This is a genomic window from Streptomyces sp. NPDC023573 (assembly GCF_055559735.1).
Window position 1 is genome coordinate 174,719 of sequence record NZ_JBVHKB010000006.1, and the last position, 26,343, is coordinate 201,061.

The window sequence follows — 26,343 nt, forward strand, 5'->3', positions numbered from 1 at the left end:
GTATCGATACGGTGTGGAATGGCCATGCCGACGTCGTAACAGCGCACCGTCAGCAAAGGGGCACGGGTGATGCACACCCGCAGCGAGCCTGCGGAGCGGGAGCCGGACGCCTCAGCCCGACCGCCCCTCGTCCGCGAGCTGCTTCTGATAGCCGGACTCTTCCTGGCCTACAAACTCGGCCGCCAGGCCGCGAACGGCCATGTCGAGGCGGCCTTCCACAACGCCGGACACGTCTGGAGCTTCGAAAGGGCTCTCGGCCTTCCCGGCGAAGGAACCGTACAAGGCGTTCTGCTGCACAGCGACACGCTCGTCGAGGCGGCGAACACCTACTACGCGACCGTGCACTTCCCGGCCACGGTGGCGTTCCTGGTCTGGCTGTACTGGCGCCGCCCGCGCCACTACGTCTGGTCACGCCGCGTCCTGGCCGCGCTCACCGGCGCCGCGCTCGCCCTTCACCTGCTCTTCCCGCTCGCCCCGCCGCGCATGCTGCACGCGGCAGGGCTCGTCGACACCGGACAGGTCTACGGGCCGACGGTCTACGGGGAGACGCCCGCGACCGACTCGATGGCCAACCAGTTCGCGGCCATGCCCTCACTGCACTTCGGCTGGGCCCTGGCGGTCGCCGTCGGACTGATCGTCGCCACACGCTCCCGGTGGAGCCTGCTGTGGCTGCTGCACCCCCTGCTCACCCTCTTCGTCGTCGTGGGCACCGCCAACCACTACTGGCTCGACGTGATCGTGGTCTCCGCCCTGCTCGCCGTCGCTTACGCCGCGCTCAGGCTGCCGCGCACCCCGGTCCGCACGCACCTGCCGTGGCCGGCCGCCGTCCCGGCCCAGAACTACGCGTCCCCGGCGTACGCACGATCCGGAGCGCGTCGATGAACGCCACACTCATAGCCGTCGCACTCTCCCTCGTCTCCGCCGGCGCCTACGCGACCGCCGCGGTCGCCCAGGCCCGGCTGGCCGGCCTGACCGACCCCTCCGCCGGGGCGCTGCGCCTGATGGGCCAGGGGGCCTGGTGGTCGGCGGTCGGCCTGAACGCCGGCGGGGCGCTGCTGCACGTCGCCGCGCTGAAGTACGGACCGCTCACCCTGGTCCAGCCGCTCGGCGCGCTCACGCTTGTCGCCGCCGTCCCGCTCGGCGCCCGTTCCGCCGGCCGAAGGGTCAGCCGTACGGAATGGCGCGGCACGCTCCTCACGCTCGTCGGCCTCGCCGCGCTGCTCCTGGCCGCCGGCGGCGCCGCGCCGCACGACACGCTGAGCCTCCCCGAGGCGCTGGGCGTCGGGGCGGTCACCATGGCGCTCGTCGCCGCGCTCAGCCGCCCGGGCACGCGGCCCGGACTCCGGCACGCCGCCGCCTCCGGTATCACGTCCGGGGTGGCTTCCGCCCTCACCCAGACCCTCACGGTCGCCGCGACCGACCACTCGGGCCCGCTGCTGAGCTGGCGGCTGGTGACCGTGGCGGTACTCGTCTCCTTCTTCGCCCTGGGCGGCCTGATGCTGTCCCAGACCGCCTACCGGGGCGGCCTCGGCGCCCCGCTCGCCGTGGTCACCCTCGCCAACCCGGTCGCGGCCGCCGCGATCGGCCTGATCCTGCTCGGCGAGCGCATCCAGGGCGGCCTGCTCGGCCTGCTCCCCGCGCTCATCGGCGCCGGGGCCGCCGTGGAGGGCGTGATCCTGCTCAGCCGTGCGCAGGCGCGGAGCTCCGCCGGGGCCGTTACCGCGCCGCTCGGGACGGCTCCGGCGCCGCCCACCGTCACCAGGCAACCGTCGAGAATCGTCATCACCGGTGGGGCCGTCACCGCCCCACGCGCCGCGGAGCCGCTCACGCTGCGCCCGGAACCGGTCGGCTCCCCGGGCGGCGGGCCCAGTTAGGCGCCGCACCTCACGGAGCCGCCCCACACGTCCCCGTGCAACGCCGCACGGAACACGACCGGTGGGCTGCTCGTGCCGAGGATCCGCCTGACGGGTACCGCTCCCGGCGGCCACACCAGCACCGAACGGTCGGTGGACATCGACGTCACCGGGACGCCCGGCTCAGGGACGAGACCACGGACACTCTCCTGACGAGCTTCACCCAGATCGCGGCGATCAACGCGGACAGGCAGGAGCAGCAAGGCGGAACCACACACATCATGACCGAGTACACGGTCGCCTCCGGACCCCGGACGGTCCGGCTGCACCTGATGTTCGTCCTCACCGGCGGCAGGATCACCAACGCCGAGGCCGGCGGCACCGACAGCAACGGCGCGACCCGGATGCGCGCTCTCAAGGTCCGGGACCAGGCTCCGAGCGCCGGGCGGTCACATCAATGGCCGGACACGACCTGGGAGGCGCCGTCAGGCCGGGGCGGCCGTGCGCCGCCTCCCGGCCCGGAGCCCTCCAGGTCGTCGATCGCCCTGGTCAGCCAGCTCGTCCAGAACGTCTCCAGATCGATGCCCCCACGCAGCACCAGATGACGCAGCCGGTCCTCCTCGGTGGTCCGCTCCGGAGGGAAGTCCCGCTTCTCGATCTCCAGGTACTCCGCCAGCCGCTCCTGGTGCAGCGCCAGATGCCTGCGCAGCTCCCCGGCCAGCCCCGGGGCGCCGACCACGGCGGCCGCCCGCATTCTCAGCAGCAGGGGGTCGCGTACCGGCCGCGGATCCTCGGCCAGCGACACCCACACCGTCAGCGCCTCGCGGCCGGCGGGCAGCACCTCGTACTCCTTCTTCTGCCCACGCGCCGGCTGTGCGGCCGGCAGGACCCTGATGTGACCGGCCTCTTCCAGCTTTCCCAGCTCGCGGTAGATCTGCTGGTGCGTGGACGGCCAGAAGTAGCCGATCGACCGGTCGAACCTGCGGGTCAGTTCGAGACCGGACGACGGCTTCTCGAGCAGGGCCGTGAGGATCGCGTGCGGGAGTGACATGCAGTGCATCCTAGAGACGGCGCGAGCGGGGTGATCACAGCTTCGCGGCGAGCTCCGTGCCCTGACGGATCGCACGCTTGGCGTCCAGTTCCGCTGCCACGTCGGCGCCGCCGATCAGATGCGCCGGACGGCCCGCGGCGAGCAGCTCCTCGTACAGCTCGCGCCGCGGTTCCTGACCCGCGCACAGCACCACGGTGTCGACCGGCAGCAGGTGCTGCTCGCCGTCCACGGTGAGGTGCAGGCCGTCGTCGTCGATCAGGTCGTACGACGCCCCCGCGATCATCGTCACACCGCGGTGGCGCAGCTCGGTCCGGTGGATCCAGCCGGTCGTCTTCCCGAGCCCTGCCCCCACCTTGCTCGCCTTGCGCTGGATCAGATGGACCGTGCGCGGGGACTTCGGGCGCTCCGGGGCCCGCAGCCCGCCCCGGTCCGCGTACTCCGTGTCCACGCCCCACTGCCGGAAGAAGACCTCCGGGTCCAGACTGGCCGCGTCGCCCCCGTCGGTCAGGAACTCGGCGACGTCGAAGCCGATCCCGCCCGCCCCGACGACCGCCACCCGGTCACCGACCTGCGCGCCGCCCCTCAGGACGTCCAGATAGCTCACCACGCTGGGGTGCCCGACGCCGGGGATCGCTGGGGTGCGGGGCTCGACCCCGGTGGCCAGGACGACCTCGTCGAAGCCGTCGAGCGCGGCGGACGTGGCCCGGGTGGCGAGCCGGAGCTCGACCCCCTCCTCGGAGAGGCGCGTACGGAAGTAGCGCAGCGTCTCGTCGAACTCCTCCTTGCCGGGGACCCGGCGCGCGACGTTCAGCTGGCCGCCGATCTCGTCGGCCGCGTCGAACAGGGTCACCGCGTGCCCGCGCTCGGAGGCCGTGACCGCGCAGGCCAGTCCGGCGGGCCCGGCGCCGACCACCGCGACGCGCTTGCGGACCCGGGTCGGTGAGAGCACCAGTTCGGTCTCGTGGCAGGCGCGCGGATTCACCAGGCAGGAGGTGATCCGCAGGCTGAAGATGTGGTCCAGGCAGGCCTGGTTGCAGCCGATGCAGGTGTTGATGGCGTCGGCGCGGCCTTCGGCCGCCTTGGCGACGAAGTCGGGGTCGGCGAGGAAGGGCCTCGCCATCGACACCATGTCCGCGCGGCCCGAGGCGAGGATCTCCTCCGCCAGCTCCGGGGTGTTGATGCGGTTGCTGGTCACCAGGGGCACGGAGACCGCGCCCCGCACCTTCTCCGTCACCCAGGTGAAGGCGCCACGCGGCACGGAGGTCGCGATGGTCGGGATACGGGCCTCGTGCCAACCGATCCCGGTGTTGATGATGGTCGCCCCGGCCGCCTCGATCTCGCGGGCGAGACGGACGACCTCCTCCAGCGTGGAACCACCGGGCACCAGGTCCAGCATGGACAGCCGGTAGATCAGGATGAAGTCGGGGCCGACCCGCTCACGCACGCGGCGCACGATCTCGACGGGGAAGCGGATGCGGTTCTCGTACGAACCGCCCCAGCGGTCCTCCCGGTGGTTCGTCGCCGCGACGATGAACTCGTTGATCAGATAGCCCTCCGAGCCCATGATCTCGACGCCGTCGTAGCCCGCCCGGCGCGCGAGCTCCGCGGCCCGGACGAAGTCCTCGATGGTCTCCTCGACCTCGTCGTCGTCGAGCGCGTGCGGGGTGAACCCGCTGATCGGGGCCTTCAGCGCGCTCGGCGCCACCAGGTCGGGGTGGTGGGCGTAGCGCCCGAAGTGCAGGATCTGCATCGCGATCCTGCCGCCCGCCGCGTGCACGGCCGCCGTGACCTCGGAATGCTGCTCCGCCTCTGCCTCGGTGGTCATCTTGGCGCCGCCGGGGAAGGAGCACGCGCGCTCGCTCGGCGCGATCCCCCCGGTGACCATCAGCCCCACCCCGCCGCGTGCGCGCGCCGCGTAGAAGGCGGCCATCCGCTCGAAGCCGCGCTCGACCTCCTCGAGACCGATGTGCATCGACCCCATCAGGACCCGGTTGGGGAGCGTGGTGAAGCCGAGGTCGAGCGGGCTCAGCAGGGTGGGGTACGGGCTCATCCGGGTCTCCTCGCAGGTGTCGTCGAGCCAGTTGTAGACCACCCGAGCGTCATTATGCAACTAGTTGCACAATGACGTACGTCGCAGTTCCCGCAAGGCCCGGCGCACGGATGGAGTAACACCGGCGCCCCCTGCGGCCCGCCCCGGACGAGAGTGGTTTCGTACGGCTCACCGCCGCTGCTCCTCCTCGTCGACAGGAGACACCCCATGGCCTGTATCAACCGACGCGACGTCGGCCTTCTCGTACTCAGGGTCGGCACGGGAGCCGTCCTGGCGGCCCACGGCAGCCAGAAACTGGGCGGGTGGTTCGGCGGCGGAGGCATCCAGGGGACCACCGCGGCGATGGAGGCCATGGGCTTCCACCCGCCGAAGCACAGCGCTCTGGCGGCCGGACTCGGCGAGGCCGGAGGCGGGATCCTGCTGGCGCTCGGCCTGGCCACCCCCGCGGCGGGTGCCGCCGCGGCGGGCACGATGGCGGGCGCCGTCGCCGTGCACGCACCCGCGGGCTTCTTCGCCATGGGCGGCGGCTACGAGTACCCGGCGTTCCTCGGCTTCGTCGCCGCTGCGATCGGAGTGACGGGGGCCGGCCGCTACTCCCTGGACCATGCCACCGGGCACGTCCTCGACCGTCCGTGGGTCATGGCACTCGCGTTCGCGGGCAGCGCCCTCGGGGCGGCCGCCGTGGTCGGCCGCCGCGCCAAGGGCCAGGCCGCGCAGGGCGAGCCGGCGGACGAGGGCGCGTAACTCCTCCGCATCGATCGGCGATTCAAGGGCACCAGGCAGTGCATGAATACGAACGCGCTGTCGATGAACGCACGCGGCAAGGCGAGACGGGCCTCGCGAAGCCGGGCCATGGACGTGGGCGCCCGCGCCGGCTTCGTGGCGCGCGGGGTGATCTACCTCCTGGTGGGAGTCCTGGCCCTGCGCATCGCCTTCTCCGACGGAGGCGAAGGCGGGAAGCAGGCCGACCGCGGCGGCGCGATCGCGGAAATTGCCGGGAAGCCCTTCGGGAGCGTCCTCCTCCTGGTGCTCGGTGTGGCCCTGGCGGGGATGGCGGTGTGGCGGCTCTCCGAGGCGTTCTTCGGGCAGGCCGGTCCCGACGGTGACAAGCCCGGCAAGCGCGCCATGGCCGCAGCGCGCTCCGTCTTCTACGCCTTCGTGTCCTACTCCGTGCTCTCCTACGCGCTCGGCGACAAGGGCAGCGGCAGCGGATCGAGCGACCGTCAGACCGACGACGTCACGGCGCGGGCCCTCCAATGGACCGGCGGTCAGTGGATCGTGGGAATCGCCGGTGCCGTGGTGGTCGGCGCGGGTCTGTGGATGGCCTACCGCGCCCTCGCACGCAAGTACCACAAGCACCTGAAGATGGGTGGCATGACGAAGAGGACCCGTCAGGCCGTCGACATCGTGGGCGTCCTGGGCGGGACCGTCCGCGGCGCGGTCTTCGTCACAGCGGGCGGGTTCGCCGTAGCCGCCGCCGTCCGGCACGAACCGGGCCGCGCCAAGGGCATGGACGACACCCTGCGTTCCTTCACGGAGACGCCCGTCGGGCCCTGGCTGCTCGTCCTCGTCGCCGTCGGGCTGGCCGCCTTCGGTCTCTTCTCCTGGGCCAACGCCCGCTGGCGCAAGGTGTGAGCGGGACGCCGCCATGGCTCAGTCCAGTCCCCGCGCCTCCTTGAACCTGGCCAGCCCCTCGGGGAGCGTGAGGACCGGCTCCGGATAGTCGTAGCGTCCGCGCTCCTGCCCGGGGAGTTTCCACGGCTCGTGCACGGCGGGCCCGGAGACCTCGGCCAGCTCGGGTACCCAGCGGCGTACGTACGCACCGTCGGGGTCGTACCGCTTGGCCTGCGTCACCGGGTTGAGCACCCGGTTGGGCCGGCTGTCCGTGCCCGTGCCGGCCACCCACTGCCAGTTGAGCTGGTTGTTCGCGATGTCCCCGTCCACCAGCAGCTCCAGGAAGTGGCGGGCCCCGGCCCGCCAGTCCACGTACAGCGTCTTGGCGAGGAAGCTCGCCGTCAGCAGCCGCCCGCGGTTGTGCATCCAGCCCTCGTGGAGGAGCTGGCGCATGGCGGCGTCCACCACCGGATAGCCCGTGCGGCCCTCTTTCCAGGCGGCCGTGTCGTCCTCCGCCGCCCGCCCGGCCCGCCAGCGGTCCTGCCGAGGACGGTAGTCGGCGCGGGCGGCAGCCGGGCGGGCGGCCAGGACCTGCCGGTGGAAGTCCCGCCAGCACATCTGCCGTACGAAGGCGTCCGCACCCGGTCCGCCCGCGGCGCGGGCACGGTGGACCACCTCGGTGGGGGAGAGCGTGCCGAAGTGCAGGTGCGGCGAGAGCCGTGAGGTGGCGTCGCCCGCGAGGTCGTCGTGACGGTCCTCGTACGACGCGAGGCCGTGACGGCGCCACGCGGCGAACAGCCTGCGTCCCTCGCCCTCGCCGCCCCCGGCCAGGCCCGGGGACAACCCGCTCAGGCCGGAACGCGAGGGCAGCGCGGCGGACGCCGGGCCCTCCGGCACGCGCACGGTGCGAGGCGCCCGGAAGGGGGAGCGGAGCCCTTCCTCGGACCACCGCCGGAAGTACGGGGTGAAGACGGCGAAGTGATCCCTGCCCGCCCCGGAGGGGATCACCGCACCGGGCGGGACGACGTCGGCCGTGGCGTCGTGCACGCTCAGCCGGCAGCGTACGGGAACGAGGGCCTCGCGCAGCCGTTCCTCCCGCCGCTGCGCGTAGGCGCTCATGCCCGCCGCCACGTGGACCGCCTCCGCCCCCGTCTCGGTGACGACCCGGCCGACCTCGTCGGCCACGTCCCCCTCGCGGACGATCAGGCGCCCGCCGCGCTCGCGGAGCCCCGCGTCCAGGTCCCGGAGACAGTCGGCCAGGAACGCGCGCCGGTTCGGAGCGCCGAACCCGGCGGCCTCCACGCCCTCGTCGAGAACGAAGAGGGGGACCACCTCGTCCGCCGAAGCGAGCGCCGAGTGCAGCGGCGGATGGTCGTGCAGCCGCAGGTCCGAAGTGAACAGGACGATCGCCACGGTCACGCCGGGCCACTCCCCGTGCCGCGGCCCGCCGCCAGCGCGATGTTGCGGGCCATCCCGCCGAAGACCACGGCGTGGAAAGGCGACACGCTCCACCAGTAGGCGTGGCCGAGGAGTCCTGACGGGTGGAAGACGGCCCGCTGCCGGTAGTGCGACCGGCCGTCCTCGCCCTTCTCCGCGTACATCTCCAGCCAGGCCAGGCCCGGCAGTCGCATCTCCGCGCGCAGCCGGAGCAGCCGGCCGGGCTCGATCTCCTCGACCCGCCAGAAGTCCAGCGAGTCCCCGACCCGCAGCCGTTGGGCGTCCCGCCTGCCCCGGCGCAGGCCCACGCCGCCCACCAGCCGGTCCAGCCAGCCCCTGACCGCCCAGGCCGGCGGGAACGAGTACCAGCCGTTCTCACCGCCGATCCCCTCGATGACCCGCCACAGGGCCTCGGGGGAGGCGTCCACATCGCGCTCGCGCACATCGGTGTAGAGGCTCCCGCCCGCCCAGTCCGGGTCGGTGGGGAGCGGATCGCTGGGAATGCCCGGGGTGGAGGCGGTGGACCACCGTGTCGTCACCCTTGCCTCGCGCACCCTCTGCAAGGCGAGCGAGAGGGCGGTGGCGAAGGAGAAGGGCTGCCCGGGGCCGTCCGGCACATGACCGGCGATGTCGTGCTCCTGGCAGACGACCTCGTAGCGCAGGGACTCCGCGAGCGGGCGGGCGATGGACGCGGGCACGGGGGTGATCAGCCCGACCCAGTGGCTGGACAGGCCCGGCGAGAGCATCGGCACCGGCAGGATCAGCCGGTGGGGGAGCCCGGCGACCTGGGCGTACTTCTGCATCATGTCGCGATACGTCATGACGTCGGGTCCGCCGACGTCGAAGGCGCGGTTCACGTCGGCGGGCATGTGCGCACTGCCCACGAGGTAACGCAGCACGTCCCGCACGGCGATGGGCTGGATCCGTGTCGACACCCAGCTGGGGGTGACCATGACGGGCAGCCGCTCGGTGAGATAGCGCAGCATCTCGAAGGATGCCGAACCGGAACCGATGATGACCGCGGCGCGCAGCACGGTCGTCGGCACCCCCGAATCGAGCAGGATGCGCCCGACCTCGGCGCGCGAGCGCAGATGCGGGGAAAGCTCCCGCATGGGGACGTCAGGGGGTGTGAGCCCGCCCAGATAGACGATGCGCCGGACGCCGGCCGCTTTCGCCCGCTCGCCGAAGTTCCGCGCCGCGTCGCGGTCGGTCTTCTCGAAGCCCGGCCCGGCGGCCAGCGCGTGGACCAGGTAGTACGCGACGTCGATGTCGCGCATGGCCGCGCCCAGGGATTCCGCGTCGGTCACGTCCCCCTTGACCACCTCGGCCTCGCCCGCCCACGGGTAGTCCCGCAGCTTCTCCGGGGTCCGCGCCAGGCAGCGCACCCGGTGGCCTGCCTCCAGAAGTGCGGGCACCAGGCGGCCTCCGATGTAGCCCGTCGCGCCCGTCACCAGGCACCGCAGCCCACCGCTGTCGTCCTTGCTCTCCATGGCGCCTCGCTCCGGCTCGGGTCTCCTGCGTCCACCGTCTCCCCGTAGGGGCGGATCCGCCCGCGGGCACGCCGAGGCCGGCCCCCGCGGGTGCAGGAGCGGCGGGGATCAGCGGGGCCCGGGCTTCTCGGTGGCCGTCCCCCTGATGACGCGCGGGTCGTGCGCGCCGTCGGCCGGCGGGTCCGCGGGGACCGTGGGGGAGATGCCGTCGGACTTCAGGGCCCGCGCCTCGCTCTTGAGGATCCGGGCCGACTTGCCGAGGGATCGGGCGAGTTCGGGGAGCTTCCTGGCACCGAAGATCAGGATCGCGATGACGAGGAAGATCGCGATCTCGCTGATTCCGAACATGACGGCTGTCTTCTCCCTGGTGGGTGTGAGGAGCTCTCCCGGCAGCCCGGGACTCCCCGGTCCGCGGCGGCGCGCCAAATCTACAGCACTGTAGAAGCCCGCGGCAGGGCGTCTTCCGGACCGGGGGCTCCCTCCTGTCCGGCGACCGCGGCCCGGTCGTGCGCGTCCAGGGCCTGTCGTTCGGGTCATGCTGGGCTCGCGTGCCCTGGCACGGCACCTCGCGGCGTCGTCGTCAGTCGCCATGGCTCCGCCATTACTCCCTCCTCCGCCTTGCGGTGCACGGCACCGGACCCCGCTCCCTGGTCCAGCCTGATCCAAACGAAAGACCCTAGTATGGGGCGGTGGACAGTGCAGACGGCCCTCACGACGGATCGGGCGTTGATACGGCCGGGGTGTCGGATCTCCAGGCTCTCGCCGCGCAGTTGCGCCGGATGAACGGTGAGATCAACCGACTGGTCCATGCCTTCGCCCACGCGCAGGGCCTGCACGCCACGGACGTACAGGCGCTCGGGGCGATCCTCGACGCGGACACGCCCCTGACCCCGGGGCGGCTGCGTGAGCACCTCGGACTGACGTCCGGCGCGGTCACCGCGTGTCTGGACCGGCTGGAGCGGTCGGGTCACATCAGGCGCGCACGCGAAAGCTCCGACCGTCGGGTCGTCCATCTCTACTACGAGTCCGGGGCCAAGGCGGCGGCGCGCTCGTTCTTCATGCCCCTCGCGGAGGCGGCGGCAGGCGCGCGTTCCGCCTCGGCGCCCCAGGAGTTGGAGGCCACGCTCCGCTTCCTCGGCCGGATGAACGGTGAACTCGCCCGTATGCAGGTGCCTCGGCGCTGAACCGCCGTGCCGGTGGGAGGCTGGACTGTGGAGCATGTAATCTCAATCATTGAGATACATCATGATTGAGAGACCGCGGCCGACCCAGGAGTGCCATGTCCACCGCATCGAGGCCGGTCCGCCGGCTGATTCTTGTCCCTGTGTTCTTCGTCCTCGCCTGGCTCGTCGTCGGCGGTGCCTTCGGTTCGTACGCCGGGAAACTCGGGGAGGTGGCCACGAACGACCAGGCCGCGTTCCTGCCGCAGAGCGCGGAGTCCACCCGGGTCATCGAGGCCCAGAAGGCGTTCAGCAAGCAGGAGACCGTGCCCGCCGTCGTGGTCTGGACGTCGGCCGAGGAGGGGGAGAAGCTCGGCCCCGAGCAGCAGAAGGCGGCCACGGCCGCCCTGGCCTCGGCGAAGGACGGTCCCGGAGCCACCGGCCAGGTGAGCCCGGCGCTGCTGTCCGAGGACGGCGAAGCGCTGGAAGGCGTGGTCCAGCTGCGGCCGGACCTGGGGGACGAACTCCCCGACGCCCTCGCGCATGTCCGGGGCCTCGCGGAGGACGTCCCGGGGACGGTGGCCGGGCTCGCGGGCCCCGCGGCCTCCCAGGCCGACCTGTCCGACGCCTTCGCCGGAATCGACGGACTGCTGCTGGGCGTCGCCCTGGTGACCGTGCTCGTCATCCTGCTCCTGGTCTACCGGAGTGTCCTGCTCCCCCTGATCATCATCATCGGCGCGGTCTTCGCGCTCGGCGTCGCCTGTGCGATCGTCTACGTACTGGCCGATCACGACATCGTCCGGGTCGACGGGCAGGTCCAGGGCATCCTGTCGATCCTGGTCATCGGAGCCGCCACCGACTACGCGCTGCTGCTCACCGCACGGTTCCGCGAGGAGCTCGGGCGGAAGCCCGACAAGTGGACCGCGATGCGCGCGGCACTCCGTGAATCCGCGGGCCCGATCACGGCCAGCGCCGCCACCGTGGCGCTGGGACTCCTCGCTCTCCTGCTCAGCGACCTGACCAACAACCGCGCCCTCGGACCCGTGGGTGCCATCGGCATCGTGTGCTCCGTCCTGAGCGCTCTGACCTTCCTGCCCGCCGTCCTGGTCCTGCTGGGCAGGGCCGCGTACTGGCCGTCGGGCCCGAAGAAGGGCGAGGCCGGGACCGAATCCGGTTCGAAGGGGATCTGGCCGAGGATCGCGGCGCTGGTCGACCGCTCCCCGCGCAAGGTGTGGGCCGTCACGCTGGTCGGCCTCCTCGCCTGCGCCGCCTTCATGCCGACGCTGAACTCCAAGGGGGTGCCCCTCGAGGAGATCTTCGTCAACGACGCGCCGTCCGTCGCCGCGCAGGAGACCCTGAGCCGTCACTTCCCCGGCGGATCGGGCAACCCCGCCGTCGTGATCGCCGCCGCGGACCGGTCGAAGCAGGTCGTCGCGGCTGCCGAGGAGGTCCCCGGAGTCGCGGGCGTCTCCGTCATGACCGCCTCCGGACGTCCGGGCGGCGGGGAACCGCTCGTCGTGGACGGGCGCGTCCGTATCGACGCGACCCTCGCGGACACGGCGGACAGCGACGCCGCCAAGGAGACGGTCACGCGGCTGCGCGACGCGGTCCACGCCGTACCCGGCTCCGAGGCGCTCGTCGGTGGTTACACCGCACAGCAGTACGACACCCAGAGGACCGCGGAGCACGACCGGAACATCATCGTGCCCGTGGTGCTGGTCATCATCCTCGTCATTCTCATCGGCCTGCTCCGCTCGCTGCTGATGCCGCTGCTGCTCGTGGCCACGGTGGCGCTCAACTTCCTGGCCACGCTGGGTATCTCGTCGCTCGTCTTCGAGCACGTCTTCGGCTTCAGCGGCACCGACTCCTCCGTGCCGCTGTACGGATTCGTCTTCCTGGTCGCCCTCGGCGTGGACTACAACATCTTCCTGATGTCCCGCGTCCGCGAGGAATCCCTGATCCACGGCACCCGGCAGGGTGTGCTGCGTGGGCTGACCACCACGGGCGGGGTCATCACCTCCGCCGGTGTCGTCCTGGCGGCCACCTTCGCCGCCCTCGGGGTCATTCCTCTCGCCTTCCTCGTCCAGATCGCGTTCATCGTCGCGTTCGGCGTCCTGCTCGACACCCTCGTCGTGCGCTCGCTCCTGGTGCCCGCGCTGGTGAGGGACATCGGCCCCGTCGCCTGGTGGCCGGGCGCGCTGAGCCGGAGCCGCGAGGACGCGCCGGGGGGAGAGACGAAAACCCTGGCGTGACGGCGGCGTGGCACGCGCCTCCAGAGGTGTTCATGTCCCGGTGGGGCAGAAGTCCCACCGGGACATTTTAAGGTGTACGATGCATCTATGAATGCGACAGGGAACGTCCCGGAACGGCGCAGCCGCAAGGCGCGCAGGACCCGGGACGCGCTGGCGCGGAGCGCGTTCGATCTCGTACTCGAACGTGGTCTGCGGAGCGTGACGGTCGAGGAGATCGCGCAGGCGGCCGACGTCGACCGGCGCACTTTCAGCCGGTACTTCCCGAGCAAGGAGGCCGCCGTCCTCGACGCAGTGCGGGGCGACGGCGACAGGATCAACCGAGCGCTCCGCGAGCGCCCCCTGGCCGAGCCGCCGCTCACCGCCTACCGCCGGGCCGTCCTCGACTGGCTCGACGACCCGGAGGCCGAGCCCTGGCACGTGCGGCCACGCATCTTCGACCTGCTGCGCATGGCCGAGGAGGAACCCACTCTGTACGCGGCGTACCACCACATCCGGGTGGACGCCCAGGAGGAGTCGGTGGCGATTCTCGCGGAACGGCTCGATACCGACCCACGGCAGGACCTCCGTCCCGCCGTGGCCGTCGCCGCGGGAGCGGGAGCGCTCCTCGCGGCCCAGGCGGCCTGGGTGCGGGGCGGCCGGCCGGCCGCCTTGCCCGAGTTCGTCGTACACGCCTTCGACGCCCTCTCCGCGAACCTGCTGGAACCCCCGCAGGACGGGCCGGCGCCCCACAGCACCACGCAAGGAAGCACACCATGAGCACCACCCTCCCCACCGCCTACGAAGCGGAGTTCGCCGGCAAGGTCGCCCTCGTCACCGGCGGGGCGTCCGGCATCGGCCTCGCCCTCTCCCGGAGGCTCGCCGCGAGCGGCGCGGCCGTCGTCGTCGCCGACTACAACGAGGAGAGCGCCCGCAAGGCCGCCGACGAGCTCGGGGCCACCGGCGCCCGCGCCGCCGCGGTCGCCCTCGACGTCACCGACCCCGCCTCCGTCGAGGCCGGCGTGCGCTTCGCCGTCGACACCTTCGGCGCCCTGCACCTCGCCGTGAACAACGCGGGCATCGGCGGCCCGTCGCAGCCCACCGGGGAGTACGGGATCGAGGACTGGAACAGGGTCGTCGCCACCAACCTCAGCGGCGTCTTCTACTCGATGCGCCACGAGCTCCCGGCCATCCTGGCAGCGGGCGGCGGCGCCGTCGTCAACGTCTCGTCGATCCTCGGCACCAACGGCTTCGCGAACTCTCCGGCGTACGTCGCCGCCAAGCACGGCGTCGTCGGCCTCACCAAGACCGCGGCACTCGAATACGCGGCGCAGAACGTCCGCATCAACGCGGTCGGCCCGGGCTTCATCGACACCCCGCTGCTCCGCGACACCGACGGGCCTGCCCGCGACCACCTGATCTCCCTGCACCCGGCGGGCCGTCTCGGTACGTCGGAGGAGGTCGCCGAACTCGTCGCCTTCCTGCTCTCCGACCGCGCCTCCTTCATCCACGGCAGCTATCACCTGGTGGACGGCGGCTACTCCGCGCCCTGATCCCCCGAGTGGCGCACCGCCACCACGAGGGTCACAAAGGAAGTACGGAGAACGAAGGAGAGACATGAAAGCCGTCCAGTACCGCACCGTCGGCGCCGCCCCCGAGGTCGTCGAGATACCCGAGCCCGTCGCGGGGCCCGGCCAGATCCTGCTGAAGGTCAGCGCCGCCGGTGTCTGCCACTCGGACATCGCCGTGATGAGCTGGCCCGCCGAGGGCTTCCCCTACGAGCTGCCGCTCACACTCGGTCATGAGGGCGTCGGTACGGTCGCCGCCCTCGGCGAGGGCGCCGAAGGCGTCTCGGTGGGAGACGCGGTCGCCGTCTACGGCCCGTGGGGCTGCGGCACCTGCGTGAACTGCGCGGAGGGTCGGGAGAACTACTGCCTGCGCGCCGCCGACCTCGGCATCAACCCGCCCGGACTGGGCAACCCGGGCGCCATGGCCGAGTACATGATCGTCGACGACGCCCGTCACCTGACGCCCATCGGTGACCTGGACCCGGTCAAGACCGTCTCGCTCACCGACGCGGGTCTCACCCCGTACCACGCGATCAAGCGCTCGCTGCCGAAGCTCACCCCCGGCGCCACGGCCGTGGTCATCGGGACCGGCGGCCTCGGTCACGTCGCCATCCAGCTGCTGCGCGCCATGACCGCCGTCCGGGTCATCGCACTGGACGTCACCGAGGAGAAGCTGGCACTGGCCCGCACGGTCGGCGCCCACGAGGCGGTGCTGTCCGACGAGAACGCCGCCGCCAGGGTCCGCGAACTCACCGGCGGCATCGGTGCCCAGGTCGTCCTCGACTTCGTCGGCGCCGAGCCGACCGTGAAGACCGCCGGCGCGGTCGCCTCCGTCGACAGCGACGTCACCATCGTCGGGATCGGCGGCGGCCTGCTGCCCGTCGGCTTCGGCGTCCTGCCGTTCTCCACGTCGGTCTCCGCGCCCTACTGGGGCTCGCGCAGGGAGCTCGCCGAAGTCATCGAGCTCGCCCACGCCGGTGCCGTCGACGTCCACGTCGAGACGTACTCCATCGACGAGGCCCCGCTCGCCTACGAGCGGCTGCACGCGGGCAAGATCAACGGCCGCGCGGTCATCCTGCCCAACGGCTGACCGCGGGAGACGACCCGCCGGGACGCCCGAGGAGGGCGCCCGGCGAGTCGTCCGCGCTCTCAGGGAGCGGCCGTGACCACGTCGGACCGGGTCAGCCGCACGGGTTCGGTGCCCGACGAGCTGTGCCGCTCGGCCCAGTTCTCCAGAGCCGTACGGCAGGCGTGGTCGAGGTGGTGCAGACCGGAGAGGTCCAGCGAGATGGGCCGGTCCTCGGGAAGGGCCTCGAGGCTGTCGAGTATCTTCGGCAGCCGCAGGAAGGTCGCGTTGCCCGACAGGCGGGCCCGGACTCCGTCGGGAGTGCTGTCGACGATCTCCAGCTTGATGTGCGAGGCGTCCCAGGCAGCCTTGGCCACCGACAGGGCCAGACCGGTCAGAACTCCTTCGAACATGTTCACCGTCACGATCCCCACCGCTGTGACGACCAGGATCATCGCCTCACCACGGTGCCCCCGCCACAGCGTCACGAGCGCGCGCCGCGGGATCAGCTTCCAACCGGCGTGGATGAGGATGCCGGCGAGTGCGGGCAGGGGGATGAGGCCCAGCGCGGACGGGAGGAGAGCCGCGAACAGCAGGAGCCACACACCGTGCAGCACCCGGGAGGCCCGTGTCCGCGCACCCGCCTGCACGTTGGCCGAGCTGCGCACGATGACCGCGGTCATCGGCAGTGCGCCCAGGAGTCCGCACACGGTGTTGCCCGTGCCCTGGGCCATCAGCTCCTTGTCGTACTGGGTACGCGGACCGTCGTGCAGCCGGTCCACCGCGGCCGCGCTGAACAGGCTCTCCGCTGAGGCGATCAAGGTGAACGCCGCCACGGTCCCGAGCAGGCTCAGGCTCGCGAGCCCGCCGAACTCCGACAACGCGGGGCTCTGGACGGCGTCCACGAGCCCCTGGACCTGAACGGTCTCGACCGGAAGCCCGAACGCCAGCGAGGCGAGGGTGGCCAGTGCGACCGCGGCGAGTGCGCCCGGGACGGCCCGCACCCGCTTCGGCATCCTGTTCCACCCCACCATCAGGGCGATCGTCCCGGCGCCCACCGCGAGCGAGGCGAGAGCCGCGGGACTGGTCACGCTGTCGGCCAGCAGCCCGGGGATGCCGGCCATCTTGCCCGTGCCGGAGAGCGGTGCCTCGACACCGGCGGCGGCGTAGAGCTGTCCTGCGATCAGGACGAGTCCGATGCCCGCGAGCATGCCCTCGACCACCGAGACCGAGATCGCCCGGAACCAGCGGCCCAGCCGCAGCGCGCCCATGGCGAGCTGGAGCAGCCCCGCCGTCAGCACGATGACTCCGAGCGCGGGCAGCCCGAAGGACTGAACGGCTTCGAAGACGAGCACGGTGAGGCCGGCGGCCGGCCCCGACACCTGGAGACTGCTGCCGCGCATGAGGCCGGTGACGAGACCGCCCACGATGCCGGTGATCAGCCCCAGTTCCGCCGGGACCCCCGACGCGACGGCGACGCCCACGCACAGCGGCAGAGCGACGAGGAAGACAACGAGTGACGCGGCGAAGTCCTGCCGCAGATGGGGGAACTTGGAGAGCTTGTCCATGGCGGCCCTCATCCCGTGCGGAAGGGGGCCGAGCGCACGTCGCCGGGCGGGGGTGCCCAGGCGACGCTGTCACTGATGCGTAGGACATCTGTCCGGGAGTGATCGACGAGAGATTGCATACCGGTGGTTCCTCCTGGCACGCCCGAGGGCGGCGCGTCGGCATATACGTACGAGAACTGGAGCCCGGAGGGCAGGGCGACATGGCCCGTCGTCCCGCGGCAGCGGGCCGGGGGGCAGGTCACCGGACGCCCGGGGTCAGCTCAGCAGCGGAACACCTGGAGCAGGGTGGGGCAGTGGGCGGTCGAGGATCTGGAGGCGTGGTGAGCGTCGCCCCTCGCGGCGACAGCCGCCGGGGCGAGCAGCCCGCCCGCGTCGATCGCCAGGACCGAGCGTGAAGGAGTCTCCGGAGCGGGGACGCTCGCGGAGCGATGCCGGTCCCGGTGGCGCAGCGCGCCGTTCGACTCACCGCCGCGTTCGGAGGTGCCGCACGTGCCGTACTCGCCGTGCGCCTTGCCCGTGGTCGCTTCCGGGGAAGCGGCTGCCTCCCATCCGGGCGCGGACGCCTGTGCGTCCCCTGACGGCGTGCCGGAGTACGGCGCCAGGAGGAAGCCCATCAGGATCGCGAGTACGAACCGGACCGCCGCTGCTCGCACGCTTCACCTCCTCCTGGACTTCACCCGTCCTTCGGGACGCTAACAGGCCAAGGGGATTATGGAGTTAACCCTTTGTGAAGAGTCCGAAAGTCGACGCCTGACGAGTCGGATTATGTGGCGGCGTCCCCTGGGTCTCCGGAGCCGGCCGAACCGCCGTTCTCACTATTTGAGATCATCTGCGCCTGTGTGGGGGGTGCATATGCCGGGCGACCGTCAATCGTCATATTCGCACAGTGGTTCGGTCGAGGGTCCGGCTAACCCGTTGGAAACACGGCCAAGGTTCACTGGATCGTTTCCGTCCTCCGCGTGGTCGCTACCCGGAGTGAGCGGCTCCGGGGGCATGGGCTGGGCACTCCCCGGCAGACCGAGATGCACGACAGTGCGGAGAAGGCCGAGTCCGGCGAAAGCCGACGGCTGGGTACGGGAAATCAATTCCCCCTTCCGGACGCCGCGGGCGGGAAAGGGCGGCCGGTCAGGTCCGGCCCCCGCGACCGTAATTCCCGGAGCGTGGTCGTGTTCTGCGAATCAATTTCCTCGTGCGGCGGTCGCCGCGGTTACGGGCTTGGCTGCCCGAGGGTGCCGAGGCGGAAGACGGAAGGAGTTCGTGCGGTCCCCGGGCGGCGTGTCGGGACGTGCGAAATCCCACCTGCTCCCGGTCGGCATAATGATGGCCGCGGGCCGGCCGGCACCGTAATCCGCCGGTTCCGGGCAGAGTCCTCGAACAGGGAGATGGCGATGGGCGCACAGGACACGGCGAAGCGACTGCGAGCGATCACCGGTGAACTTTCAGGGCTGTTCTACGAGCGGGACGACGTCATACGGACGCTGACGGTGGCGATGCTGGCCGGTCAGCACTCACTCCTGCTCGGTCCTCCGGGCACCGCGAAGTCGGAACTGGCGCGGGAACTGACGGGCCGTATCGAGAGCGCGAACTACTGGGAGATCCTGCTGAGCAAGTTCACCGCGCCGACCCGTATGTTCGGTCCGATCGACGTGGGGGCGCTGAGCCGGGGCGAGTACCGGCAGATATTCGACGGCCGGGCGACGACAGCACACATCGCGTTCATCGACGAGATCTTCAAGTGCTCCACGGCGGCACTGAACGAGACCCTCGGGCTGCTCAACGAACGCCTCTACCACCCGGAGAACGGCGGCGAGCCGATCCACTGCCCCCTGATCAGCGCGATCACCGCCTCCAACGAACTCCCGGCCGGTGAGGACAGCGCCGCGATCTACGACCGGCTGCTGGTGCGGCTGGAGGTCGGGTACCTCGCCGACCCCTCCAACTTCGCCGGACTGGTGCGCTCCGCCGTCACCGCCCCGGCCGTCCTCACCCGGACGACGGTGGAGCTGACCGAGCTGCGGCACGCCGTGACCGAAGCCGTGCCGGCCGTAGGCGTCCCGGACACGATCGTCGACGCCTTGTGCACGCTGCGGGCCGCCCTGCGCCGCAAGGAGCTGATCTCCTCCGACCGCCGCTGGCGGCAGTCGGTCCGGCTGCTCCAGGCGAGCGCCTTCCTGGACGGCCGGGACAAGGTGGGCCGGAACGACCTGTCGGTGCTCACCCATGTGCTGTGGGACTCGCCCGCCGAACGCCCGGCCGTCGAACGGGAGGTGCTCCACCTGGTCAATCCCGACGCCAAGGAGGCGCTCGACCTCGCCGACGCCATCGAGGAGCTGGAGGCCCAACTGGACGCCAAGGCCGGGCAGTCCCGCGAGGCACTGGGCGACTGGGCGATCAGGGAGGCGATCACCAAGCTCAACATGGCGGGAAAGAAGCTGGAGAGACTCCGCAAGGAGGCCGAGACGGCCGGACGCTCCACCGCCGCCGTCCAACGCGTGATCATCCTTCGGCGTGCCGTACACGCCCGCGTCCTGACCGAAGCGCTCGGAGTGGACGCGAGTATCGTCCAGGCCAGGCTATGAGCGGCGGGGGGACACGGCCATGGAGGAGAGAACCGGCGGGATCACGGATCTGACGGACCGTGCCGTCAGGTGGCCGGTGCCGCCCGCGGAGGTCCGCCGCCCGGAGGCGCACGCCGCGGTGTTCGGCGACCGGTTCGACACGATGGCCTGGCGCGACACCTACGCCCAGGCCACCGGACTGCAGCGACTCGCGAAGGATCTGAACGAACGCTACGACCACACCGAGGACCTGCTCGCGGACGTGTTCCTGGCCGCCTACAAGGTGAGCCCGCAGGTGCGCGAGCGGGCCGAGATGGACCCCTCACGGCTGGTCAACCACCAGGTTCTCACGGCCATGACGGGCAGCCCGGAGTTCGCCGAGCTGCACCGCGAGACGTCCGGCGACCCCTACGCCGCCGCGACGGCCGTGCTCGCCCAGTCCGACACCCTGCGCCTGATGCTGGAACTGGCCAAGGAGGCGGCTGACCGGGCCGGGCGGGCGAAAAGCGCGCGGGAGCGGGCCGAGCACGCGGCGGCCGCCGCCACCGTTGCGCTCCAGCAGGCCGCCGGGGAGGCGGAGGAGGACGGCACGGTGCCGGACACCACGGCCGACGCCCTGACGCGGGCCGTCGAGACGGCCGAGGCCGCCGACGCCGCAGCGCGGCAGGCGGCCCAGGAGGCCGGGCAGGCACTCGCCGCCGCGGCTCCGGGTATCCGCGCAGCCGCCCGGAGCGGCTCGGGCAAGGCCGCCGGGCAGTCCCGCGAGGAGGCCGAGCTGATGCGCGCGTGGGGTGTGGGACCGGGCGAGCTGGAGCGGATGCCGTTCGACCGCCGTGCCCGGCTCGCCGAGCGGCTGCGCTCGGGCCGGCTGGGGCGGTTCGCGGACCTCATCGGCCGGTTCAGGCAGATGGCCGAGGGGGAACGTGCCCGCAAGGTCGAGCAGGGCCCGGGCGAACTGGTCGGAATCACCCTGGGCGACGACCTCTCCCGGGTCATCCCCTCCGAGCTGGCCAACCTCGGCGTGCCGGCCATGAGAAGCGTGTTCGCCGCGAGGTACGCCGAGTCGCGGCTGATGCTCTACGACAGCCGGGGGGAGCAGACCACGGGAAAGGGCGCCATCATCGCCTGTGTCGACTGCTCGTACTCGATGCTGGAGTCCGGCACCGGTGGTGTCACGCGGGAGGCGTGGGCCAAGGCCTGCGCCCTGGCGCTGCTGGACCAGGCCCGCCGGGCGCGCCGTGACTTCGTCGGGATCCTCTTCTCCTCGTCCGACTCCGTGAAGGTGTGCCGTTTCCCGGGCTCGCAGCCGGCCGGCATCGCCGGCGTCCTCGACTTCGCCGAGCACTTCTTCGGAGGCGGTACCGAGTTCAGGACCCCGCTCGCGGCGGCCGTCAGGCTGCTGGACGAGGAGTTCAACTCGGACGGGCGCCGACGCGGCGACATCGTGATGATCACCGACGGGGAGTGCGACGTCAGCGAGCAGTGGATGCGCAGCTGGAACGACGCCAAGCACACGCTGGGCTTCCGCTCCTTCGGTGTGGCCGTCGGGGCCACGAAGGCCGCCGCACCCGGCACCGTCCTGGACGCGTTGTGCGACAACCTCCGCACCATCGAGGACCTCACCGACGTCCATGCCGCCGGCGACCTCTTCCGCCTCATCTGACCGCTCACCGGCGGGTGTTGGCCTGCCCCCCGCCGTCGGCGGACGAGGCGAAACCCGCGAGCTCCTCGGGGGTGCGGGGGCCGGGCGCCGACGCGTCCAGCAGGCCGTGCGCGCGCAGCAGCCGGGCGGTCGCGACGCCCCACGGCAGCCGCAGTCCGGCCTCCTCCAGGAGATCCGTACGGGCGAGCATCGCCGGAGCCGGCCCGGCTCGGACGCCCGAGGGAGTGAGGAGCGCGGCGTCGTCGGCCCAGCGCAGGGCCAGGTCGACGTCGTGGGTCGCCATCATGACGGTGGTGCCGCTCTCCCGGAGGGTGCCCAGCGTGGCGAGCAGCCGCTCCTGACCGTCCGGGTCCAGACCGGCGGTCGGCTCGTCGAGGATCAGCATCCGGGGCCTCATCGCGACCGCGCCCGCGATGGCGGTCCGCTTGCGCTGCCCGTACGAGAGCAGGTGGGTGGGCCGGTCCGCCAGCGCCATGATGTCGAGCGCGCCCAGCGCCTCGTCCACCCGGGCCCGCACCTCGCTGTCGGAGAGCCCGAGATTCAGCGGCCCGAAGGACACGTCCTGCGAGACGGACGCGGCGAACAACTGGTCGTCCGGGTCCTGCCCCACCAGCTGGACCGTCGTACGCAGCCGGGTCAGGCCCTTCCGGTCGTACGTGACCGGGTGGCCCTCCACCGTCAACTGGCCCTCGCGGGGGCGCAACCCGCCGCTGAGCAGACGCATCAGCGTGGTCTTCCCACTGCCGTTCCGGCCGAGCAGGGCGAGCGCACGCCCCGCCCGCGCCTCGAAGTCGAGGCCGCTGAGCACGGCAGGCCCGTCCTCGTACCCGAAGGACGCGTCCCGGAGGGCGAGCAGTGCGGATGCGCTCATGAAAGGGGCCTTTCCAGGACGAGGGTCAGCGCGGTGAGGGCCGCGAGCAGGGCGATGCTCACGGCCACGAACCGGCCGGAGACACGGGCGTCGGGGACCAGGACACGCAGGGTCCCGTCGTGACCGCGCCCGGCGAGACCGGCCTGGAGCCGTGCCGCGCGGTCGAAGGCCCTGACGAACGCGGTGGCCCCGAGCCCCGCCAGCGACCGCCAGGCGGCGGCCCGAGTGGTGTGCCCGAGCCGGGCGGCCTGGGCCTCCCGGATCCGGCGCACCGAGTCCAGGAGCAGGAAGCTCATGCGGTACGTCACCAGGGCGACGTCCACCACAGGCGCCGGCACCCCCGCCTTGACCAGGCGGGGCAGCAGGTCGGACATCGGGGTGGTGAAGGCGAACAGCAGGACCCCGAGCGATGCCGCGGAGGTGCGCAGCAGCAGCTCACCGGCACGGGCCGGCCCCCCGTCGGCCAGGGTCACGAGTCCTTCCGGCCCGCCCACCTGGACGAGCAGCGTGGCCGCCCCGGTGACGCAGAAGCCCAGGGGGACCCGGTAGGCCCGCCAGAGGTGGCGGGCGGGCACACCGGCAGGCCCCAGCAGCACGGCGACGGCGGTGAGGAGGATCAGCGCGGCTCCGGGCCAGGGCGGCAGCGAGATCGCCAGGACCGTGAGTCCCAGACCGAGTACGGCTTTGTCCACGGGATGGCGGCGGCGCCAGCGACTGCTGTGCGCCGCCGCGTCGATCGGCAGCACGAGCGCTCAGTTCTCCCGGGCCGCCGGCTCCCCGGCGCTCTCCTGCCGCGTGGCCGCGCGCAGCTCGCCCTGACGGCGCCCGCGTCGCAGGCCGAAGTAGTAGGCGAGTACGCCCGCGCCCAATGCGGCCTGGAGGGCGAAGAGCGCCGACTCGATCTCGCCCGACGGTGGTTCGTACAGCGGGGAGAACCAGGGTTCGTACCCGGGATCGATCTCGGTGATCGCGGTCTCGGCCTGGGCATCGGCTCCCGCGAAGGGCTCCTTCTCGTCGTCGCCGAGGCCGAGGGCCAGCGGCAGGACGGCCAGCGCGGCCACGACGAGCAGCAGAAGGGCGTTGATCCTCGTGTTCCTGTTCATCGGGCCACCGCCTCGGTTCCGTCCGTCCTGGTCCGGTCCCGCCTTCCGGCGAGGAACACGCCGAGCCGGGTCAGATCTCCCTTGCTGGACTGCACCAGGAGCCGCATGACCAGGACGGTCAGGAGCCCCTCGCTCACCGCCAGCGGGATCTGGGTGACCGCGAAGATGGAGCCGAACTTGCCGAGCGCGCCCAGGAAGCCGCTGCCCGGGTCCGGGAAGGCGAGCGCCAGCTGCACGCTCGTGACGCAGTACGTCGACAGGTCGGCGACGAACGCGCCGAAGAACACCCCCACCATCAGCGGCACACCGTACCGGCGCAGCAGCCTGTAGACGGCGTACCCCGCCCAGGGCCCGACGATCGCCATCGAGAAGACGTTGGCACCCAGCGTGGTCAGCCCGCCGTGGGCGAGCAGGAGCGCCTGGAACAGCAGGGTGATGGTGCCCAGGACCGCCATGACCGGCGGGCGGAACAGGATGGCACCCAGCCCCGTGCCCGTGGGGTGGGAGCAACTCCCGGTCACGGAGGGGATCTTCAAAGCGGAAAGAACGAACGTGAAGGCCCCGGAAGCCCCCAGGAGCAGTGTGCTCTCGGGGTTCTCCCGGACTTCACGCGTGAGTGAGCGGACTCCGTGGACGACGAACGGCGCGGACGCGACACCCCAGGCGATCGCGTGCGCCGGAGGCAGGAAACCCTCGGCTATGTGCATGGCTCAGCAGACCCTCTCCAGCACCTCGTGGATGGTTGAAGTGCCTTGGCCGGTCTCCTGGCTTACGGGTAACACCGCCCGAACTCCGCCTTCCCGGGTCACAAGGACCCAGTGGCTGCCCGTGAGGGCCGGAGCCGGACTTCCCGATCACAGTGGCGAGGGCCGCACCGGCATCACACCGATTTCCCGATCACCAAGGCGTGGCGACAGTAGTGCCGGGCGGGGGGCGATGACAAGCGGGCCCGAGGCCGCCGAGGGCGGCCACCGTCACGGTTCTTCCGCCTTGCGGAGGGCGCGCCAGGTCTCCGGGCCGACCGTCCCGTCCGCGTCCAGCCCTGCCCGTTCCTGAAAGGTGACGACGGCTCCATGCGTCATGGGCCCGAAGTCGCCGTCCACCTCGCCGACCTCGGTGATGCCGTGCAGGTGTCTGAGCAGGCACTGGGCCTCCCTGACCTGGCTGCCTCCGTCTCCCCGCCTGATGCTGAAGTCCCAGGTGCCGCTGTGGCCCGCCATGTAGCCGCGGCCGTGCGTGTCCTCGTACACCACGGGTCTCTCACAGGTGGGCGGGGCCGCGCTGGGCTCCGCGGTGTCCGGCAGGAAGGTGTACGCGGCTCCCCCCAGCAGCGCCGCCACGAGTGCCGCCGCGACGGGCAGGCGCCGCCACCGTCTCGGCCGCAGTCTCGGCAGCCTCGCCGAACGGGAGGCGCCCGCGAGCCGCTCCACCCGGCGGAGCAGCGCGCCGGCGTCCGCGAGACGTCGCTCGTGCGTGGGGGCCAGGCACTCCCGCACGATGTCACGCCAGCCGTCGGGGAGGGCGGGGGACAGGCGCAGTTCCGCACCACCGCGCGCGTACTGCGTCGCCGCGTCGGCCCGGGCCTCAGCGGTCGCGCCCGGCAGCGGGAACGACCCGGTCAGGACGACATGGGCGAGGACGCCGAAGGCCCAGATGTCGCAGGTGGGGCGGATGCGCGTGCCGCGCTCGTCGATCTCCGGCCAGAACAGCTCGGGCGGGGTGTAGTCGGGGGTGGCGAACGCCGGGGCGTAGGCGTGGGTGCCTTCCAGTTCGGCCGCCATGTTGAAGTCGGCCAGCCGGGCCGAACCGTCCTTCAGGAGCAGCACGTTGGCCGGCTTCAGGTCTCCGTGCACCCATCCCGCGTGGTGCAGCTGGTGCAGACCCTCACAGATCTGCGCGAGCAGGGACGGTCCCGCCTCCGGGACCGGGGTGCGCTCCAGGAGCTGGTTCAGATCGGCCTCGGCCCGCTCCAGGACGAGGACGGTGGAGCCGTCCAGCTCCGGGCGGCCCGGGTCGTCGACCGTCAGCGTCTCGTACATGCGGATGAGGCGGGGCGTGCGGAGCCTGGCCAGCAAGTCGATCTCACGCTCGGTCAGTTCGCGCAGATGGCTGAGCTGACGTGGAGTGCGGGTGCCGGTGGGCAGGAACTTCAGCGCGGCCCGCTCGGGCAGATCCGGCTCGGTGACATCGCCGGCGCCCACGCGCCGCCCCGTGTAGACGGTGGCGAACGCCCCGGAGGCGATGGGTCCGCCGACTTCCCAGGAGCCCACCCGGTAGCCCTTGGGGACGGAGACCGCGTACAGCTGCCCGCTCATTGCGCCACCTTTCCGACAGGTGTGAGCACCACGAGGTCGTCCTCCCGGACCAGGTCGAAGCGGAGCGCGAGCGCGACGAGGGACTCCTTCTTCCCGTGGACACGCTGACCGGGTTCCGCGGCGATCCGGTCGGGGCGCAACCGCAGCTTCACGGACAGATAGTCGATGTTCCAGTAGACGGCCGACCGGCTGACCGTGGGCCAGGTCGGACGGAGCCGGTCCATGAGCTGTTCGACGGCCGGCAGCGGGGCGCTGGTCGTACCGCGCAGCCTGGGTTCGCACAGTGCCGCCAGCACGGCGAAGTAGCGCTTGGTGCGGTCGAGTACGAAGGCCGGGACGGTGGCGGACCCGTCGAGTCCGTGGCGCGGGACGCTGCGGAACGCGTGTCGAGGCGCCCAGACGTCGAAAGTGAGCAGATCACCCGAGGCCGGCAGGACCACACGCCCGAACTCGAAGGGCACGGGCGCCTCCAGCCGGCCCGGCGCGACCTTGATGTGCTCCCCGGCGCCCTCCGGGTTCTCCACCACGTACGTCTGGTCCTCGCTGAAGTTGCTCAGCAGCCAGAAGGTCCTGTGCGCGACGATCTCCCCGGCGACCCTGGCCACCCCCGCGTGTACGACGGCGAAACCTCCGTCGCTCCCGGACCGGCCGAAAGTCACGCGCTCGCCTGCGGTGATCCTGATCTGATCCTTGACGTCGCCGCACGACGGCGGCACGACGATGACGCTGTACATGAGGTCCCCCTCCC

At 71.8% G+C, this 26,343-nt stretch carries 24 protein-coding genes and 1 riboswitch; of the genes, 11 read left to right on the top strand and 13 right to left on the bottom strand.

Going from position 1 to position 26,343, the window contains the following annotated elements; genetic code table 11:
• The first annotated feature begins 69 nt into the window (after positions 1-69).
• Positions 70-882 (top strand): phosphatase PAP2 family protein, encoded by an 813-nt coding sequence (locus tag ACZ32T_RS20850; RefSeq protein WP_467267095.1) that lies wholly within the window; start codon positions 70-72, stop codon positions 880-882.
• A complete protein-coding gene (locus tag ACZ32T_RS20855) occupies positions 879-1,874 on the top strand; it encodes a DMT family transporter (protein WP_467368235.1) in 996 nt (331 codons plus the stop codon). The genes ACZ32T_RS20850 and ACZ32T_RS20855 overlap by 4 nt, the downstream gene beginning before the upstream one ends.
• A 433-nt stretch (positions 1,875-2,307) precedes the next feature.
• On the opposite strand, the gene ACZ32T_RS20860 is transcribed toward ACZ32T_RS20855, so the two are convergent.
• Both ACZ32T_RS20860 and ACZ32T_RS20865 read right to left on the bottom strand, forming a co-directional pair.
• Complete coding sequence (locus ACZ32T_RS20860) at positions 2,308-2,904, bottom strand: PadR family transcriptional regulator (protein ID WP_467368238.1); 597 nt, start codon at positions 2,902-2,904, stop codon at positions 2,308-2,310.
• Between the two features lie 34 nt (positions 2,905-2,938).
• Positions 2,939-4,954 (bottom strand): oxidoreductase, encoded by a 2,016-nt coding sequence (locus ACZ32T_RS20865; RefSeq protein ID WP_467368552.1) that lies wholly within the window; start codon positions 4,952-4,954, stop codon positions 2,939-2,941.
• Positions 4,955-5,161: 207 nt separating this feature from the next.
• Here ACZ32T_RS20865 and ACZ32T_RS20870 point away from each other — a divergent pair, with 207 nt between their 5' ends.
• Positions 5,162-5,698 (top strand): DoxX family protein, encoded by a 537-nt coding sequence (locus tag ACZ32T_RS20870; protein WP_467267104.1) that lies wholly within the window; start codon positions 5,162-5,164, stop codon positions 5,696-5,698.
• A gap of 42 nt (positions 5,699-5,740) precedes the next feature.
• Entirely contained in the window at positions 5,741-6,589 is an 849-nt protein-coding gene (locus ACZ32T_RS20875) for a DUF1206 domain-containing protein (RefSeq protein ID WP_467368240.1), read from the top strand.
• A gap of 18 nt (positions 6,590-6,607) precedes the next feature.
• Here the strand turns inward: ACZ32T_RS20875 and ACZ32T_RS20880 are convergent, their stop codons facing one another.
• The 3 genes from ACZ32T_RS20880 to ACZ32T_RS20890 form a co-directional block, all read right to left on the bottom strand.
• Positions 6,608-7,987, bottom strand: a complete 1,380-nt coding sequence (locus tag ACZ32T_RS20880) for a cryptochrome/photolyase family protein (RefSeq protein ID WP_467368242.1) — start codon at positions 7,985-7,987, stop codon at positions 6,608-6,610.
• The gene (locus ACZ32T_RS20885; protein WP_467368244.1) at positions 7,984-9,495 is read right to left on the bottom strand and encodes an SDR family oxidoreductase; all 1,512 of its coding nucleotides are present in this window, start codon (positions 9,493-9,495) and stop codon (positions 7,984-7,986) included. Before ACZ32T_RS20885 ends, ACZ32T_RS20880 begins: the two co-directional genes overlap by 4 nt.
• Positions 9,496-9,603: 108 nt before the next feature.
• Positions 9,604-9,843 carry a twin-arginine translocase TatA/TatE family subunit gene (locus ACZ32T_RS20890; protein ID WP_467267111.1) on the bottom strand — a complete coding sequence of 80 codons (240 nt, stop codon included), beginning with the start codon at positions 9,841-9,843 and terminating at the stop codon, positions 9,604-9,606.
• A 341-nt stretch (positions 9,844-10,184) separates the two neighbouring features.
• Between ACZ32T_RS20890 and ACZ32T_RS20895 the strand changes: the two genes are divergently transcribed.
• The 5 genes from ACZ32T_RS20895 to ACZ32T_RS20915 all read left to right on the top strand — a co-directional run bounded on the left by ACZ32T_RS20895 (position 10,185) and on the right by ACZ32T_RS20915 (position 15,541).
• Positions 10,185-10,679 (top strand): MarR family winged helix-turn-helix transcriptional regulator, encoded by a 495-nt coding sequence (locus tag ACZ32T_RS20895; RefSeq protein WP_467267113.1) that lies wholly within the window; start codon positions 10,185-10,187, stop codon positions 10,677-10,679.
• A gap of 95 nt (positions 10,680-10,774) precedes the next feature.
• Entirely contained in the window at positions 10,775-12,907 is a 2,133-nt protein-coding gene (locus ACZ32T_RS20900; protein WP_467368246.1) for an MMPL family transporter, read from the top strand.
• A gap of 87 nt (positions 12,908-12,994) precedes the next feature.
• Positions 12,995-13,663 carry a TetR family transcriptional regulator gene (locus ACZ32T_RS20905; RefSeq protein ID WP_467267115.1) on the top strand — a complete coding sequence of 223 codons (669 nt, stop codon included), beginning with the start codon at positions 12,995-12,997 and terminating at the stop codon, positions 13,661-13,663.
• Positions 13,660-14,436: an SDR family NAD(P)-dependent oxidoreductase gene (locus ACZ32T_RS20910; protein WP_467267116.1), complete on the top strand. Its 777-nt coding sequence runs from the start codon at positions 13,660-13,662 to the stop codon at positions 14,434-14,436. The genes ACZ32T_RS20905 and ACZ32T_RS20910 overlap by 4 nt, the downstream gene beginning before the upstream one ends.
• 64 nt (positions 14,437-14,500) lie before the next feature.
• The gene (locus ACZ32T_RS20915; RefSeq protein ID WP_467267117.1) at positions 14,501-15,541 is read left to right on the top strand and encodes an NAD(P)-dependent alcohol dehydrogenase; all 1,041 of its coding nucleotides are present in this window, start codon (positions 14,501-14,503) and stop codon (positions 15,539-15,541) included.
• Positions 15,542-15,600: 59 nt separating this feature from the next.
• Here the strand turns inward: ACZ32T_RS20915 and ACZ32T_RS20920 are convergent, their stop codons facing one another.
• Positions 15,601-17,085, bottom strand: coding sequence for a SulP family inorganic anion transporter (locus ACZ32T_RS20920; protein ID WP_467368248.1), 1,485 nt, complete (start codon positions 17,083-17,085; stop codon positions 15,601-15,603).
• Positions 17,086-17,345: 260 nt separating this feature from the next.
• Positions 17,346-17,738 carry a hypothetical protein gene (locus tag ACZ32T_RS20925; protein WP_467267119.1) on the bottom strand — a complete coding sequence of 131 codons (393 nt, stop codon included), beginning with the start codon at positions 17,736-17,738 and terminating at the stop codon, positions 17,346-17,348.
• A 729-nt stretch (positions 17,739-18,467) separates the two neighbouring features.
• Here ACZ32T_RS20925 and ACZ32T_RS20930 point away from each other — a divergent pair.
• On the top strand, positions 18,468-19,664 hold the full coding sequence (locus ACZ32T_RS20930; protein WP_467267120.1) for an AAA family ATPase: 1,197 nt from the start codon (positions 18,468-18,470) through the stop codon (positions 19,662-19,664).
• A gap of 19 nt (positions 19,665-19,683) precedes the next feature.
• Positions 19,684-21,306 carry a VWA domain-containing protein gene (locus ACZ32T_RS20935; RefSeq protein WP_467368250.1) on the top strand — a complete coding sequence of 541 codons (1,623 nt, stop codon included), beginning with the start codon at positions 19,684-19,686 and terminating at the stop codon, positions 21,304-21,306.
• A gap of 4 nt (positions 21,307-21,310) precedes the next feature.
• Here the strand turns inward: ACZ32T_RS20935 and ACZ32T_RS20940 are convergent, their stop codons facing one another.
• The 6 genes from ACZ32T_RS20940 to ACZ32T_RS20965 form a co-directional block, all read right to left on the bottom strand.
• Positions 21,311-22,177 (bottom strand): energy-coupling factor ABC transporter ATP-binding protein, encoded by an 867-nt coding sequence (locus tag ACZ32T_RS20940; RefSeq protein ID WP_467368252.1) that lies wholly within the window; start codon positions 22,175-22,177, stop codon positions 21,311-21,313.
• Entirely contained in the window at positions 22,174-22,923 is a 750-nt protein-coding gene (gene cbiQ / locus ACZ32T_RS20945) for a cobalt ECF transporter T component CbiQ (protein ID WP_467368254.1), read from the bottom strand. Before cbiQ ends, ACZ32T_RS20940 begins: the two co-directional genes overlap by 4 nt.
• Positions 22,924-22,929: 6 nt before the next feature.
• Positions 22,930-23,280 carry an energy-coupling factor ABC transporter substrate-binding protein gene (locus tag ACZ32T_RS20950; RefSeq protein WP_467267126.1) on the bottom strand — a complete coding sequence of 117 codons (351 nt, stop codon included), beginning with the start codon at positions 23,278-23,280 and terminating at the stop codon, positions 22,930-22,932.
• Positions 23,277-23,987 (bottom strand): energy-coupling factor ABC transporter permease, encoded by a 711-nt coding sequence (locus tag ACZ32T_RS20955; RefSeq protein ID WP_467267127.1) that lies wholly within the window; start codon positions 23,985-23,987, stop codon positions 23,277-23,279. Before ACZ32T_RS20955 ends, ACZ32T_RS20950 begins: the two co-directional genes overlap by 4 nt.
• 30 nt (positions 23,988-24,017) lie before the next feature.
• Positions 24,018-24,200: riboswitch (cobalamin riboswitch) on the bottom strand.
• A 54-nt stretch (positions 24,201-24,254) separates the two neighbouring features.
• Positions 24,255-25,595 (bottom strand): protein kinase domain-containing protein, encoded by a 1,341-nt coding sequence (locus ACZ32T_RS20960; RefSeq protein ID WP_467368257.1) that lies wholly within the window; start codon positions 25,593-25,595, stop codon positions 24,255-24,257.
• Positions 25,592-26,329 (bottom strand): FHA domain-containing protein, encoded by a 738-nt coding sequence (locus tag ACZ32T_RS20965; RefSeq protein ID WP_467267131.1) that lies wholly within the window; start codon positions 26,327-26,329, stop codon positions 25,592-25,594. Before ACZ32T_RS20965 ends, ACZ32T_RS20960 begins: the two co-directional genes overlap by 4 nt.
• Between the last annotated feature and the right edge of the window lie 14 nt (positions 26,330-26,343).

What these genes read in the sequence shown, in the direction of transcription:
- ACZ32T_RS20850 (WP_467267095.1), top strand. Translation starts at nt 70, where the DNA reads ATGCACACCCGCAGCGAGCCTGCGGAGCGGGAGCCGGACGCCTCAGCC.
- ACZ32T_RS20855 (WP_467368235.1), top strand. Translation starts at nt 879, where the DNA reads ATGAACGCCACACTCATAGCCGTCGCACTCTCCCTCGTCTCCGCCGGC.
- ACZ32T_RS20860 (WP_467368238.1), bottom strand. Translation starts at nt 2,904, where the DNA reads ATGTCACTCCCGCACGCGATCCTCACGGCCCTGCTCGAGAAGCCGTCG.
- ACZ32T_RS20865 (WP_467368552.1), bottom strand. Translation starts at nt 4,954, where the DNA reads ATGAGCCCGTACCCCACCCTGCTGAGCCCGCTCGACCTCGGCTTCACC.
- ACZ32T_RS20870 (WP_467267104.1), top strand. Translation starts at nt 5,162, where the DNA reads ATGGCCTGTATCAACCGACGCGACGTCGGCCTTCTCGTACTCAGGGTC.
- ACZ32T_RS20875 (WP_467368240.1), top strand. Translation starts at nt 5,741, where the DNA reads ATGAATACGAACGCGCTGTCGATGAACGCACGCGGCAAGGCGAGACGG.
- ACZ32T_RS20885 (WP_467368244.1), bottom strand. Translation starts at nt 9,495, where the DNA reads ATGGAGAGCAAGGACGACAGCGGTGGGCTGCGGTGCCTGGTGACGGGC.
- ACZ32T_RS20890 (WP_467267111.1), bottom strand. Translation starts at nt 9,843, where the DNA reads ATGTTCGGAATCAGCGAGATCGCGATCTTCCTCGTCATCGCGATCCTG.
- ACZ32T_RS20900 (WP_467368246.1), top strand. Translation starts at nt 10,775, where the DNA reads ATGTCCACCGCATCGAGGCCGGTCCGCCGGCTGATTCTTGTCCCTGTG.
- ACZ32T_RS20905 (WP_467267115.1), top strand. Translation starts at nt 12,995, where the DNA reads ATGAATGCGACAGGGAACGTCCCGGAACGGCGCAGCCGCAAGGCGCGC.
- ACZ32T_RS20910 (WP_467267116.1), top strand. Translation starts at nt 13,660, where the DNA reads ATGAGCACCACCCTCCCCACCGCCTACGAAGCGGAGTTCGCCGGCAAG.
- ACZ32T_RS20915 (WP_467267117.1), top strand. Translation starts at nt 14,501, where the DNA reads ATGAAAGCCGTCCAGTACCGCACCGTCGGCGCCGCCCCCGAGGTCGTC.
- ACZ32T_RS20920 (WP_467368248.1), bottom strand. Translation starts at nt 17,085, where the DNA reads ATGGACAAGCTCTCCAAGTTCCCCCATCTGCGGCAGGACTTCGCCGCG.
- ACZ32T_RS20930 (WP_467267120.1), top strand. Translation starts at nt 18,468, where the DNA reads ATGGCGATGGGCGCACAGGACACGGCGAAGCGACTGCGAGCGATCACC.
- ACZ32T_RS20935 (WP_467368250.1), top strand. Translation starts at nt 19,684, where the DNA reads ATGGAGGAGAGAACCGGCGGGATCACGGATCTGACGGACCGTGCCGTC.
- ACZ32T_RS20940 (WP_467368252.1), bottom strand. Translation starts at nt 22,177, where the DNA reads ATGAGCGCATCCGCACTGCTCGCCCTCCGGGACGCGTCCTTCGGGTAC.
- ACZ32T_RS20950 (WP_467267126.1), bottom strand. Translation starts at nt 23,280, where the DNA reads ATGAACAGGAACACGAGGATCAACGCCCTTCTGCTGCTCGTCGTGGCC.
- ACZ32T_RS20955 (WP_467267127.1), bottom strand. Translation starts at nt 23,987, where the DNA reads ATGCACATAGCCGAGGGTTTCCTGCCTCCGGCGCACGCGATCGCCTGG.
- ACZ32T_RS20960 (WP_467368257.1), bottom strand. Translation starts at nt 25,595, where the DNA reads ATGAGCGGGCAGCTGTACGCGGTCTCCGTCCCCAAGGGCTACCGGGTG.
- ACZ32T_RS20965 (WP_467267131.1), bottom strand. Translation starts at nt 26,329, where the DNA reads ATGTACAGCGTCATCGTCGTGCCGCCGTCGTGCGGCGACGTCAAGGAT.